Origin of the sequence: Brevibacillus sp. HB1.2 (genome assembly GCF_013332495.1) — a bacterium.
In the GTDB taxonomy this organism is placed as follows: domain Bacteria; phylum Bacillota; class Bacilli; order Brevibacillales; family Brevibacillaceae; genus Brevibacillus; species Brevibacillus porteri.
Genome location: NZ_JABMIU010000016.1, coordinates 1 through 12243 on the forward strand (window position 1 = coordinate 1; position 12243 = coordinate 12243).

Here is a 12243-nt window from a genome sequence, read left to right on the forward strand (position 1 = left end):
CGTTTGCAGGGCGTTTTGCTAGGTGACCCGTAGGGGATTCGAACCCCTGTATGACAGCGTGAAAGGCTGCTGTGTTAAACCGCTTCACCAACGGGCCATTTCTAAGAAAGTGATGGCGGATGGAGTGGGATTTGAACCCACGAGACGGTTCGACACCGCCTACACGATTTCCAATCGTGCTCCTTCGGCCGCTCGGACATCCATCCGTATATTTGAAGTGGATCAAAGCGATCCGCTTGTTTGCCTTTCAGAATTCATATGTTAGCATGCTTTCATCTGAAACGCAAGAACTTTTTTAAAGAAACTTAAAAAGTTCAATGTGACATAACTTTTCTGCTAGGCACAATAGCCATTGTAGCGCGTGGAGCATGTGCTGTCAACGAAAAGTATTGAAAATCTCAACTTTTTTCTCTGTCCCCATCCACGGATGTGAAACACGTATATATCATTACCTGTCAGTCGCTATGTTACTCGCTGAAGGTCACTCTTTTTGTCGAGCCAGCTCGTAACTACACTAACAAGAGATCTCACCATAAGGAATGTTCAAATGGTATAATTTAACTCAAGACAAGACTGGCGGTGGAAGACCACGGCACAGCTTCCTGTAAAGGGGGTGATGCTGATGGTCTCGCTCGGCACGCTTTACCTTTTCCTAAAAGTACTGGCAACCTTGCTAAGCCTCTGGTTTAGCTGCAGGAAGCTCTACCGATGGATAAGAAAGTGGCGTAACAAGCGAAAACCCACCGCCTAAGGTTGACCGCCTGACGGTGGATTCGCTGTTTTAGTATCATGCGCGCCGTGGGTGTTCCACAGCTACTTGTCTCAGGAGCCTTGCCGCTGCAACGGTATTGGCTCCTTTATTATATGTCAGACATTCAATATCTCTACCAATAGTTTAACACCCTTTTTCCATTCCATACAACATTAGCAACGATTTACAAGTAGAAAGGATTTGAAATCGATGACCTCAATCCGTCTCGCTACTCCTCAAGATATTCCTGCTGTCTGTATGATTGATTCAAAGGTGCTCGGTTCAACCAGTCGTTCACCTGAACTTCAAGAAGCCATCGAGCAAGGGCATTGCTACGTGGCGTTAATCGATATGAATATCGTCGGTTTTGCCATCATCAATCAATCGTTTTTTAAGAACAGCTTTATTCACCTACTCATTGTTCACCCTCACTATCAAAAACGCGGGGTTGGCGAGGAGATGATGCACTATCTGGAAACGATCTCCCTTACGGAGAAATTGTTCACTTCTACTAACCTTTCCAACGAAAAAATGCAACGTCTCTGTCTAAAACTCGGATACGCTCACTGCGGAACCCTGACTCACCTAGATCCAGATGATCCCGAAATGTTTTTCTGCAAATATGTTCGACATCCACTATGATTGATTCCGCTCATAAATCAAACGAAGTCCTTTAAGGGTAAGGTTCTGATCCACGACATGAATACAAGACGTCTCATTGGCAAAAAGCGCTGCCATCCCTCCCGTAGCAACTACGGTAGGTCGCGTACCGTATTCATCCATGATTCTACGTACAATGCCTTCGACCTGACCGATAAACCCATAGAAAATGCCGGACTGCATCGCCGCTATCGTATTACGACCGACTACACTTGCAGGCTTGGCGATTTCGATTCGCGGCAGCTTGGCAGCACGAGTGAAGAGTGCCTCAGTTGATATCCCAATACCGGGAGCAATCGCCCCTCCCCAATATTGTGCCCGCTCGTCGACATAGCAAAAGGTCGTCGCCGTACCAAAATCGACAACAATGAGCGGTGCACCATAATGATGAATCGCAGCAACAGCGTTCACGATTCGATCGGAGCCTACCTCTCGCGGATACTCATACTTGATGTTCAAACCCGTCTTGATTCCCGGTCCGACAATCAACGCTTTTTGTTGCATGTACTTCCCACACATGCGTTCAATCGTGAGGTTTAGAGGTGGAACGACAGACGAGATAATAACGCCTCTCACCTGTTCAAAGCCAAGCCCCACGCTACCAAACAAGCTTTTGACGAGCATGCCGTACTCGTCTTCCGTTTTGTTACGATCTGTGGACACTCTCCAATGGTGTTGGAGCTCGTCGCCTTCATACAAGCCCAACACAATATTGGAGTTGCCTATATCTATCACCAATAACATCGAGCTCGCTCCTTATCGCTTGCGCGTATTCAGATCGAGGCTGATATCAAACGCTTTGACAGAATGAGTCAGAGCCCCTACCGAAATGATATCTACGCCCGTTTTTGCAATGTCACCAATCGTCTCCAGACTGACACCGCCAGATGCCTCGACAATGGCTCGTCCATCGATAAACTGCACGGCTTCCACCATTTGATCGAGTGTCATGTTGTCGAGCATGATCGTATCTGCACCAGCTGCCAATGCTTCCTGAACCTGTTTGAACGATTCGGCCTCTACCTCTACTGTCATCGTATGGGGAATAACTGCGCGGGCCGCTGCAACAGCTTGCGCAATACCGCCCGCTCCTTTGATATGATTGTCCTTGATCATCACGGCATCATACAAGGCAAAACGATGATTGTAGCCTCCCCCGACTCGAACCGCGTACTTTTCCAAAGCCCTCAGCCCTGGCGTAGTCTTCCGCGTATCGACAACTCGTGCTTTCGTCCCTGCGACGGCCGTTGCGTATTCACTCGTTTTCGTGGCAATCCCAGACAAACGTTGCATTAAATTAAGAGCAAGCCGCTCTCCGCTCAAAATCGAACGAACCGAGCCGCTGACTTCAGCGATCTGCTGACCAACCTCGACTCGTGCTCCTTCTTCTACTTTTGCCTCAAAGACGAGGGCAGAATCAACCGTGGCAAATACTTGCTCCGCAATCGGCAAGCCTGCCACGATTCCCGCTTCTTTCGCATATAAAATGCCGATACCCTGCTCCGATTCAGGAATCGTGCTCATCGTCGTCACATCACCAAATCCTACATCTTCCTGTAGCCATTCCTCTATTTTTCGCTGAAGCTCCCGTTTATTCCACATCATGCTTCTCACACTCCTCTTGGACACCATCTTCTACGGACTGGATCAAATGCTTCCGCCATAGCAAGTCATCTTTATTCGGAAAATCAGTACGATAATGCCCGCCTCTACTTTCTTCCCGCATCAGTGCCGCTCTCGTTGTCAGGACGGCAGCATTCAGCAGATTGAAGAATTCAAACGTTTCCAGGCTCTCAGGCTCGTACTGATAGTATTGCTCCATTCGCGCAAGCTCTGCTAGTGCTTTCGTTAATCCTTTTTCGTCGCGCTTCACACTGACGTGCCGCAGCATGAGCTTTTGCATTTTTAATCGTTGTTCACGTGTATTGAACGTTTGGGGCAGTTTTTGCTTGGAAACAATCTGGAAGGGATGAATACTCTGCAAATCAGCCAGCTGCTTGATCCGCTCCGCTATCCGGTGACCGAACACAACCGCTTCCGATAATGAGTTGCTGGCCAGTCGATTCGCTCCGTGTACCCCTGTGCAGGATGCTTCTCCACATGCAAAAAGCCGCTTCGTCGAGGTCTCCCCGTTCAAGTCAGTCTGAACTCCGCCCATAATATAATGGCAAGCCGGAGCTACCGGAATCCAATCTGTCACCATATTGAGCCCGTATTGTAAGCAAAAATTATAAATCGTCGGAAAACGACGCTTAATAAGCTCTTCCGATTCGTGAGTGATGTCGAGATACACGAACGTAGACTTCGTCTGTTCCATCTCAGAAACAATCGCCCGGGCGACAATATCACGCGGCGCCAGCTCTTTTTGCGGATGGTACTTGTCCATGAAACGATCACCATTGCTGTTGCGCAAAATGGCACCCTCCCCACGAACAGCTTCCGAAATCAAAAAGCGCGGGGCACCCGGATAGTAAAGCGCAGTCGGATGAAACTGGATAAATTCCACATCTTTAATGCGAGCACCAGCCCGATACGCGATGCCGATCCCATCTGCCGTTGCGATTTGCGGATTCGTCGTATAACGGTAAAGCTGACCTGCACCTCCTGTAGCCAGCACCGTTGCTTTTGCTTCCAGAAAAAACAATTCGCCATCCGGCTTCCGCACGAGGACACCCACGCATTCGCCATCCTGCGTGATGACATCCACTGCAAAATGATATTCCAAAACCTGAATGTTTGGCTGCTCCATCACACGCTTGGACAAAGCGCGGACAATCTCTGCCCCAGTGGCATCTCCGTTCGCATGCAAAATTCGTCGTTTGCTATGCGCGCCTTCCTGTGTCAGCTCGTACTGCCCTTGTTCATCCCGGTCAAATTCCGTTCCATATGCAATCAGTTCATGCAAGCGATCAGGGCCTTCATGCACAAGGACTTCCACAGCGTTATACGAGCAAAGACCTGCTCCAGCGATTAACGTATCCTGTCGATGAAGGGCGGGGGAATCTGATTGGGCTGTTACAGCAGCGATTCCTCCCTGAGCCCAGCGTGTGTTACTATCATCGAGTCCCTTCTTGCTGATCAACACCACATCCGCATACTCACTCGTTTGCAACGCCGTATACAACCCAGCAATTCCTGCTCCAATAACAGCTACATCTGCCCTCATCCGAGGTAAGGTGTGCAAATCAAAGTCCACAATATAACGGGGAATCATGACTGTGTCCCTTCTCTCTTGTAACTGATGATTTTCCACCCATTATAGCAAATACACGCTTGAAGGAGATGCAAAAAAAGAGCGCCCGCAAAAGCGAGCACTCCCCTCTATCCGATTAATTCGAATGCGTTACACATTCCTTACACGTGCCATATACCTCGAACTTGTGCCCCGTCACTTGAAACTCTTCCGGTACCGCAGAAATGATATTCATCGGACATCCTGGCAAAGAAGAAGTCTTTCCACATTCCGTACAAATCACATGGTGATGATGGTGTCCATCTGTCGAACAGGCCAAACGGAATCTGCCTTCCCCGTCCAGCTCCGTCTCTTCCAGAATCCCCAGCTCAACAAAAGTGGAAATGTTGCGATAGACGGTATCGAAGCTGAGTGTTGGATACTGCTCCTTGATTCTCTCCATAATATCTTTGGCAGACAGGTATCGCTTCTCGGCCGCGCAGATTCGAATCATCTCCTCCCGCTTGCCGGTATACTTGAAACCATGTTCTTTCAATATTTGCAGCGCTTCTTCTACTTTCATCGACAAACACTCCTTCCTTTTGTCATATCCGGATAACTCTTACCGGAAAGCGACCCGCAGCTTCTTTACACCCAATACAACCAGCATAACCAGTACTGCCATCAGTACAATTGTACCACCAGATGCCCAATCAAGGAGATAGGCAAAATACAAACCGCTCAATACGGAAAACTCCGCAAATAAAATCGACAAGAAAATCGTTTGTCGAAAGCTTTTCGCGATTTGCAAACTGGCAGCCACCGGAAGGGTAATCAGCGCCGAGATTAACAGGACACCGACTATACGCATGGAAGCCGCAATCGTCAGAGCGACGAGCACCATAAACCACAGGTTGATCGAACGCCTTGCCACGCCAGAGACGCGAGCGAATTCTTCGTCGAAGGAGACCGCGAAAAGCTCCTTGTAAATCAACAAAACTGTCCCTAAAACAACAACTGCCACACCAATCAGCGCATACAGGTCTTCGATGGACACTGTTACGATTTTTCCGAACAAGTACGAATACAAATCTGCATTAAAACCGTCTGCGATACTGATCAATACCGTAAATAGCCCAAGTCCCGCGGACAAAATAATCGGAATCGCCAAATCCTGATACGCTTTGTACACCTTACGCAGCCGCTCGATGAACAACGAACCGATCACCGCAAACAACATTCCGAAAAACAGCGGATTGACTGCGGAGAAGAAAGCGACCTTTTTGGAAATGAGCATCCCGGCAGCTACACCGGAAAGCGTGACGTGTGACAAGCCATCTGCCATCATCGACAAGCGACGAACAATAAGAAACGTGCCCAAAATAGGACAGATCAGACCAATTAAAATCCCTGAAAACAGGGTATACCGCAAAAAGTCATACTGCCACCAATCAGCAAGCATGTGCATATTCCTTCTTTCTTACCTATTTACAAAGCTTAATGATGATGAGACAGCAGTCTGACCGAATCACCGTACATACTTTGCAAGATTTTTTCTTGGTTATGCTCAAAATCGTGCGCTGTTCCGTGGAAGTGAATTTTCTTCTGCACACAAGCCACCTTGGTCACCCATTGCGACATGACTCCCACATCGTGGCTGACGATCATCATCGTCAATCCGTTCTCTTCCTTCAGCGAACGAAGCAAGCTGTAAAATTGATCGATCGATTCCTGATCGACCCCGACTGTTGGCTCATCGAGGATCAACAGCTCCGGTTCAGCTACAAGAGCACGCGCTATGAATACGCGCTGCAATTGCCCACCGGACAAGTTGCCGATACGTTGATCCAGCTTCTCCAACAAGCCGACTCGCTCCACCGCAGCTCGTACACTCTCATGGTGCTGTTTCGTCAGTCTGCGAAAAAGGCCTACTTTACCGACCAATCCAGATGACACGACTTCTCGTACTGTCGCCGGAAATCCACCCGCTCCATGCGCGACCTGTTGAGCGACGTATCCAATGCGATTCCATTCACGAAACTTGGATAGTGGTTGCCCGAACAGCTCTACTGTTCCTTTGTTTGGCGTCAATAGACCCAAAATCAGCTTCATCAGCGTAGATTTTCCTGATCCATTCGGCCCGACGATGCCCACAAAGTCTCCGCGCTCCAGTGTGAATTCAACCTCATCGAGAACCTGTTTGTCTTCATATTGAAAGGAGACGCCCGTGAGCTTAATGACAGGCACCTCTTGTTTATGTGGTTCCATGAAATATCCATCCCTTAAATCGGATTTGTTCTTATTTGATTCCTTTCATCGTACTACGATTTTGCCCGAACCACAAGCATCCTACTAACGAAAAAATGCCGCCTGGGAAGCGACATCTTTTCGAGGGAAAGCTTATTGGAGTGCAGTCTTTAATGTATTCATATTGTCGCGCATGATGGACAAGTAATCGCGACCTGCTTTCACGTCGTCTTCCGTCAAACCTTCCAACGGATTGAGCGTGGCTGTCTTCACGCCAGCTTCCTTCGCAATTACTTCCGCTACCTTCGGAGAAACCAACGTCTCGAACAGCACATAAGAAATGTTGTGTTCTTTTACATGCTCCACCAAGCGCTTCAACTCTGCTGTGGATGGCTCATCAGAAGGATTGACCCCAGAGATTGCTACTTGCTCCAGCCCGTAGCGTTTTGCCATATAGCTGAATGCGCTGTGAGAAACCATGAATTCTTTCTTCGGTGCTTGCGTAACCATATCTTTGAACTCTTTATCCAACTGCTCCAGGTCGGTTGCTAGTTGTGTGTAGTTCTTTTCGTAATCGGCAGCGTGCGCTTGATCCTTTTGTACGAGCGTATTTTTGACTTTCTCTGCCTGTGCCTTCAGTTGCATCGGATCGAGCCATACATGAGGGTCCAGATCTCCGTGGTCATGCCCTGCTTCTTCTGCGTGACTTTCTTCTGTGTGTCCTTCTCCTTCATGCTCATGTTCAGCTGCACTAATCAGCTCGAGACCTTCCGTCGCATTAACGATCGTTGTCTTGTTTTTATCGAGGTTGGTTACAGCCTTCTCTACCCACAGCTCCAAACCACTGCCGTTATAGGCGAAAATATCTGCTCCGGCCAGAGCAACCATGTCTTTTGCAGTTGGCTCGTAGTCGTGAGGCTCTACGCCAGCGGGAACCAGATTCGTTACCTCCACGTGTTCACCGCCGATTCGCTTCGCTACATATTCCAAGGGATAAATCGTCGTGTATACTTTTGGCTTCCCTGACGCGTCACTGCCAGTTTGCGGAGTACCAGCCGTTTCGTTCGCTGCTCCACATCCCACCAGCCCCACTGCCGTAATGAAACTTAGGGCTGCCAACATAGCTCTTTTCATATATATTTCCTCCTGCTCCAATTCAAAATGATTCCGATTTACGCTCTCGTCGTTTTTCATTATACGGAGAGGCGCCCAAAAAGTAAATAGGATTTATTCCGATTTAAACATCATAAGTGTTCATCTTCTCTCCCAGCTTCACAATTTCTCCATCTCATTATGATAAAATAACTGGCAGGAGGTATGTCCAAGATGAAACGTAACTCATGGTTAGCCATTACTTTTATCACCGCAGCTCTGCTTACTGCCGGCTGTGGCTCTACTGATCAAGCTGAACAGAATCATAGCGATCACACGCAGCACGCCCCCAATGGTGATTTGCAGGAATTGACTGCTTCCGCTGATCAGCTACCAAAATTTTTAGACAACCAAGACCCTGTCATTATCGGATCCTACAAAGTTGCTGCCGCAAATCGTGAGTTGCTCAAATCCATTCCATGCTATTGTGGTTGTGGTGAAAGTGCTGGACACGGGCATAATGGCAACTGCTTCATCAAAGAAGAAAAGTCTGATGGCTCCATTGTCTGGGATGACCACGGCACTCGTTGCGGCGTATGCATGGAAATCGCCGTTATTTCCGGCAAGATGAAAGAAGAAGGCAAATCTACAAAAGAAATTCGTACCTACATAGATCAAACCTATGGGCAAGGCTATGGAAAACCAACTCCTACCCCGATGCCTTCCTAAACACATATAACAAGACTTCCCGATGAGGAAGTCTTTCTTTTTTCCCTTTTATGGAATAGAATGATACATAGATATTCGAGGTATCGAAATCCGAGGTATAAGGAGGTAGCTATGGCAGTTAACAAAGAGTTGATGAAAGGCAGTACGGTCATTCTCATTCTTACCTTGCTGGAACAAAAGGCAATGTACGGCTATGAGATGATCAAGACGATGGAAACGAGCTCGAACGGTGTGCTGTCGCTCAAGGAAGGCACCCTCTATCCCATTCTTCATACCCTTGAGTCTGAAGGAAAGGTCGAGGCGTTTTGGAGCGAAGGTGAAGGAGAGCGAAAACGCAAATACTATCAAATCACCCGCGAAGGCAAGAAGCATCTCAAAGAGAAAAAACAGGAGTGGGAATCTTTTCGTACCGCTGTTGACTCCGTGTTGGGAGGGCAGGCAACATGAGCGAAAACAAGCGAATTGCGCGTTACATAGAGGAAGTTTGCGATCAGATCAAAAACAAAGAGGTTCATGCAGCCATTACGCTAGAGTTGGAGAATCATTTCGCCGAAAAGATCGAGGATTATCGTGAGGCCGGGTATGGGGAAGATGAAGCGACTCGAATTGCGATTGCGGAGATGGGTGATCCTGTCAATGTAGGGCGTCACCTCCATCAGGCGCATAAACCGCGGATGGAGTGGGGAATTGTTTCGATTGTGGGAATCCTGCTCGCTATCGGGCTGGTTACCCTGTATTCTCTTCATATTGCGGAAGATAATCGTAATTTGATCGGGAGACAACTAGTCGGTATCATGATCGGAACAGTCGTCCTCGTGGCGATTCTCTTTTGGGATTACAGTAAATTAAAGAGATATAGTAAGTTTCTGTATTACGGCACGATGATCTTACTCCTATATACACTGCTCACAGGGAGTCCTATAGCCGGTATCCAGTATCTGAACATCGGAGATTCTCCACTCCATTTCATTGGAATCAGTCCCTTCCTGTTCATCGTAGCCCTCGCAGGAATTTTCACAGAGTGGAAGGCGCACAATCACTACACCATCGTAAAAGTGATTTCGTACTTCTTACCCCCTTGCCTTCTTCTCACGTTAGGCAAATACGAATTTGCCGTTCTCTTATATGTCGGTGGCTACATCGCGCTCGTGATTGCCGCTAAGCCTAGAAAGCTTGTTATACTGAGCTTCCTCACTATGATTTTCGCGTATGTCGGAGGGAGGGTTTACCTGTTCGCTAAACCTTATCAGCTAGATCGTCTGTTTTACTTCCTGAATCCGTACCTCGAGCCGGATGGAAGAGGATATATCATCATTCAATCCTTGAAAGCCATCCAGTCAGCTACCTTATGGGGACAAGGCTTCGGTGCCTCTCTAGATGCATTGCCCGCCCTTGAATCTGACTATATTTTTGCCTACATGGTGTATATCTTTGGACCAATTGTAGGGATAGCTTTTTTCATTCTGGGCGTTATGCTGTTGCTTCGTTTGCTCCATGCCATCAGACGAGTAAAAGATGTATACGGATCCTTGCTTTTATCCGGTATGGTTGTACTCTTTTTCACGCCGTTTTTCTGGGGTATTTTCATGACTGTCGGTCTGGCTCCCCCTATCACTGTGAATCTACCATTCGTTGGCTTTGGAATCGTGCATACCGTATTGCAAATGGCCTTGATAGGACTCGTCTTGAACATTTACCGACGAAAAGACATCCAGCCTTTGACCAAAGCCTCCTAATAGAAAAAGGGAGTAAAGCCCTCTGAGCTCTACTCCCTTTTTGCATTTTTATCAGACTGTCCCTTAAGCAGGAGCTACCGCAAGCATGCGCTCCAACGAAGCACGTGCCGCATCAGCAACATCTGTTGGCACAAAAATCTCCGGCTTCATATTCTCCAGCGCCTCGACGCACTTCTTCAGGTTGTTCACCTTCATATTCGGGCAAACGAGGTACTTGGAAGCGAAAATGAACGTTTTGTCCGGGCTGTCCTTTTCCAGCATGTAGCGTGTGCCGTCTTCCGTTCCGATAATAAACTCTTTGTGCGAAGACTCACGGCAGTATTTCAAAATTCCGGTCGTGGAACCAACGTAGTCAGCCAGGGATACCACTTCTGGGCGGCACTCCGGATGAACGACAACCACAGCCTCAGGGTGTTGCTGCTTCAACGTCATGATGTCTTCTACAGACAGTTGGTCATGCGTATTGCAGTACCCTTCCCAAATAATCATTTTCTTGTCCGTGAATTGGGATACATAGTGGCCGAGGTTTTTGTCCGGCACCCAAATGATCTCGTCACTGTCGATCGACTCGATCACGCGCTTCGCATTGGACGACGTACAGCAGATGTAAGTTTCTGCTTTGACATCCGCAGAAGTATTGATGTAAGCCACTACCTTTGCATTTGGATGCTGTGCCTTGAGCTTGCGGAGCCCGTCTACGTTCACCATGTCCGCCATCGGACAGCCAGCCCGTTCATCGGGAATAATGACGGTCTTCTGGGGATTGAGAATTTTTGCACTTTCTCCCATAAAGTGAACGCCACAGAACAAAATCACATCGGCATCCGTTTCTTTCGCTTTTTGCGCCAACCCAAACGAATCTCCAATGAAGTCAGCGACCTCCTGAATCTCGGGACGTTGGTAAAAGTGAGCAAGAATGATGGCATTACGCTCTTTCTTCAGCTGCAGCAGTCGTTCACGTAACTCAGCGTTGCGCTGGGCTTTTTTTTCTAACGCTAAAGCGTCCATGGAAAAAATCCCCCTACGGTGGTGTCATAATTTACGGTCATTGTAAGCGTATAACCTCACCTTGTCAACGTGGTACGTCTGAACGAGACTACTCCTCGTTGAACAACCATTGCAGTGCTTCTGGTACGTATTGCACACCCAAGTCAAACGAGTGGAAGTTGCTCTCATAAATTACCTGTCGGATCGAGTCCTCATGAAAACCATTTTGCAGCAAATATTGATAAACTCTTTTGCTATTTGGCACCATCCATTGCTGTCCGTTCGTTCGACCGGAGCCCTCCGCATGACCCAAATTCATGTAAAGGCGCTGGCCTGTATCACGAATGGTGAGCTGCTCGATCCAATCTACGATCCCCGGGAACCAGAAGGAGCCGGAAAAGCTGCCAACCCGTCCAAAAACATCGGGATAGCGTAACCCTATGTAGACGGAAATGAGTCCCCCAAAGGAAAAACCCATGATCCCGGTGTACTCTCGCTCCTGTAATGTGCGGTATTTGCTGTCGATGTACGGCTTCAATCCATTGGCGAGAAAATCGGCATAAACAGAAGCGTTTCCGCCAAACTGCTTGCCGGTCCCCGGCTCAAAAATATTCGGCGACACAAACGGCGTATACTCATCATTTCGGTCGAACGATTCAATACCGACAAATAACAGGCCTGGCAATTGATTTGTCGCAGTTAATTCTCTACTCTTCCGAAGAACATCACTATCCTTTGGGTCAATCAAATCACCGTCATCCTGCAAATAGACAACCGCGTAACGCTCTTCGCTTTGATAATAGCCCTCAGGTAAATAGATTGTGAGCTTGCGGTTTTGGAACTGCTCCACGATAGGTTGCATTCTCCCT

13 protein-coding genes and 2 tRNA genes are annotated in these 12243 nt (G+C 47.9%); 4 read left to right on the top strand and 11 right to left on the bottom strand.

Annotated features, from left to right (window positions below; all coding sequences use genetic code 11):
• Positions 1-23: 23 nt before the first annotated feature.
• Together HPY28_RS25565 and HPY28_RS25570 are read right to left on the bottom strand one after the other, a co-directional pair.
• Positions 24-97 (bottom strand) — tRNA-Glu (locus HPY28_RS25565).
• A gap of 16 nt (positions 98-113) precedes the next feature.
• Positions 114-206, bottom strand: a tRNA-Ser gene (locus HPY28_RS25570).
• Positions 207-961: 755 nt separating this feature from the next.
• Between HPY28_RS25570 and HPY28_RS25575 the strand changes: the two genes are divergently transcribed.
• Entirely contained in the window at positions 962-1393 is a 432-nt protein-coding gene (locus HPY28_RS25575) for a GNAT family N-acetyltransferase (protein WP_174231687.1), read from the top strand.
• Here HPY28_RS25575 and HPY28_RS25580 read toward each other — a convergent pair.
• The 7 genes from HPY28_RS25580 to HPY28_RS25610 all read right to left on the bottom strand — a co-directional run bounded on the left by HPY28_RS25580 (position 1388) and on the right by HPY28_RS25610 (position 7964).
• On the bottom strand, positions 1388-2155 hold the full coding sequence (locus HPY28_RS25580) for a type III pantothenate kinase (RefSeq protein WP_069852630.1): 768 nt from the start codon (positions 2153-2155) through the stop codon (positions 1388-1390). The genes HPY28_RS25575 and HPY28_RS25580 overlap by 6 nt on opposite strands.
• Before the next feature lie 12 nt (positions 2156-2167).
• Positions 2168-3016, bottom strand: coding sequence for a carboxylating nicotinate-nucleotide diphosphorylase (nadC, locus tag HPY28_RS25585; protein ID WP_174231688.1), 849 nt, complete (start codon positions 3014-3016; stop codon positions 2168-2170).
• Complete coding sequence (nadB, locus tag HPY28_RS25590) at positions 3003-4625, bottom strand: L-aspartate oxidase (protein ID WP_017246972.1); 1623 nt, start codon at positions 4623-4625, stop codon at positions 3003-3005. Before nadB ends, nadC begins: the two co-directional genes overlap by 14 nt.
• Positions 4626-4740: 115 nt before the next feature.
• Positions 4741-5166, bottom strand: coding sequence for a Fur family transcriptional regulator (locus tag HPY28_RS25595; protein WP_016740938.1), 426 nt, complete (start codon positions 5164-5166; stop codon positions 4741-4743).
• A 39-nt stretch (positions 5167-5205) separates the two neighbouring features.
• Complete coding sequence (locus HPY28_RS25600; RefSeq protein WP_007729939.1) at positions 5206-6045, bottom strand: metal ABC transporter permease; 840 nt, start codon at positions 6043-6045, stop codon at positions 5206-5208.
• 35 nt (positions 6046-6080) lie between these two features.
• Entirely contained in the window at positions 6081-6851 is a 771-nt protein-coding gene (locus HPY28_RS25605) for a metal ABC transporter ATP-binding protein (protein WP_069852625.1), read from the bottom strand.
• A 132-nt stretch (positions 6852-6983) separates the two neighbouring features.
• On the bottom strand, positions 6984-7964 hold the full coding sequence (locus HPY28_RS25610) for a metal ABC transporter substrate-binding protein (protein WP_017246971.1): 981 nt from the start codon (positions 7962-7964) through the stop codon (positions 6984-6986).
• A 192-nt stretch (positions 7965-8156) separates the two neighbouring features.
• On the opposite strand from HPY28_RS25610, the gene HPY28_RS25615 reads away from it, so the two are divergent.
• The 3 genes from HPY28_RS25615 to HPY28_RS25625 all read left to right on the top strand — a co-directional run bounded on the left by HPY28_RS25615 (position 8157) and on the right by HPY28_RS25625 (position 10387).
• Positions 8157-8651 carry a PCYCGC domain-containing protein gene (locus HPY28_RS25615; protein ID WP_017246970.1) on the top strand — a complete coding sequence of 165 codons (495 nt, stop codon included), beginning with the start codon at positions 8157-8159 and terminating at the stop codon, positions 8649-8651.
• Positions 8652-8762: 111 nt separating this feature from the next.
• Positions 8763-9098, top strand: a complete 336-nt coding sequence (locus tag HPY28_RS25620; RefSeq protein WP_017246969.1) for a PadR family transcriptional regulator — start codon at positions 8763-8765, stop codon at positions 9096-9098.
• Positions 9095-10387: an FtsW/RodA/SpoVE family cell cycle protein gene (locus tag HPY28_RS25625; protein WP_017246968.1), complete on the top strand. Its 1293-nt coding sequence runs from the start codon at positions 9095-9097 to the stop codon at positions 10385-10387. Before HPY28_RS25620 ends, HPY28_RS25625 begins: the two co-directional genes overlap by 4 nt.
• A 63-nt stretch (positions 10388-10450) precedes the next feature.
• Here HPY28_RS25625 and nadA read toward each other — a convergent pair whose 3' ends face one another.
• Both nadA and HPY28_RS25635 read right to left on the bottom strand, forming a co-directional pair.
• Entirely contained in the window at positions 10451-11395 is a 945-nt protein-coding gene (gene nadA, locus HPY28_RS25630) for a quinolinate synthase NadA (RefSeq protein ID WP_007729946.1), read from the bottom strand.
• Between the two features lie 88 nt (positions 11396-11483).
• Positions 11484-12236, bottom strand: a complete 753-nt coding sequence (locus HPY28_RS25635) for an alpha/beta hydrolase (RefSeq protein ID WP_174231689.1) — start codon at positions 12234-12236, stop codon at positions 11484-11486.
• Positions 12237-12243: the final 7 nt, after the last annotated feature.

Coding starts and splice junctions, on each gene's coding strand:
- HPY28_RS25575 (WP_174231687.1), top strand. CDS start 962: ATGACCTCAATCCGTCTCGCTACTCCTCAAGATATTCCTGCTGTCTGT.
- HPY28_RS25580 (WP_069852630.1), bottom strand. CDS start 2,155: ATGTTATTGGTGATAGATATAGGCAACTCCAATATTGTGTTGGGCTTG.
- nadC (WP_174231688.1), bottom strand. CDS start 3,016: ATGATGTGGAATAAACGGGAGCTTCAGCGAAAAATAGAGGAATGGCTA.
- nadB (WP_017246972.1), bottom strand. CDS start 4,625: ATGATTCCCCGTTATATTGTGGACTTTGATTTGCACACCTTACCTCGG.
- HPY28_RS25595 (WP_016740938.1), bottom strand. CDS start 5,166: ATGAAAGTAGAAGAAGCGCTGCAAATATTGAAAGAACATGGTTTCAAG.
- HPY28_RS25600 (WP_007729939.1), bottom strand. CDS start 6,045: ATGCTTGCTGATTGGTGGCAGTATGACTTTTTGCGGTATACCCTGTTT.
- HPY28_RS25605 (WP_069852625.1), bottom strand. CDS start 6,851: ATGGAACCACATAAACAAGAGGTGCCTGTCATTAAGCTCACGGGCGTC.
- HPY28_RS25610 (WP_017246971.1), bottom strand. CDS start 7,964: ATGAAAAGAGCTATGTTGGCAGCCCTAAGTTTCATTACGGCAGTGGGG.
- HPY28_RS25615 (WP_017246970.1), top strand. CDS start 8,157: ATGAAACGTAACTCATGGTTAGCCATTACTTTTATCACCGCAGCTCTG.
- HPY28_RS25620 (WP_017246969.1), top strand. CDS start 8,763: ATGGCAGTTAACAAAGAGTTGATGAAAGGCAGTACGGTCATTCTCATT.
- HPY28_RS25625 (WP_017246968.1), top strand. CDS start 9,095: ATGAGCGAAAACAAGCGAATTGCGCGTTACATAGAGGAAGTTTGCGAT.
- nadA (WP_007729946.1), bottom strand. CDS start 11,395: ATGGACGCTTTAGCGTTAGAAAAAAAAGCCCAGCGCAACGCTGAGTTA.
- HPY28_RS25635 (WP_174231689.1), bottom strand. CDS start 12,236: ATGCAACCTATCGTGGAGCAGTTCCAAAACCGCAAGCTCACAATCTAT.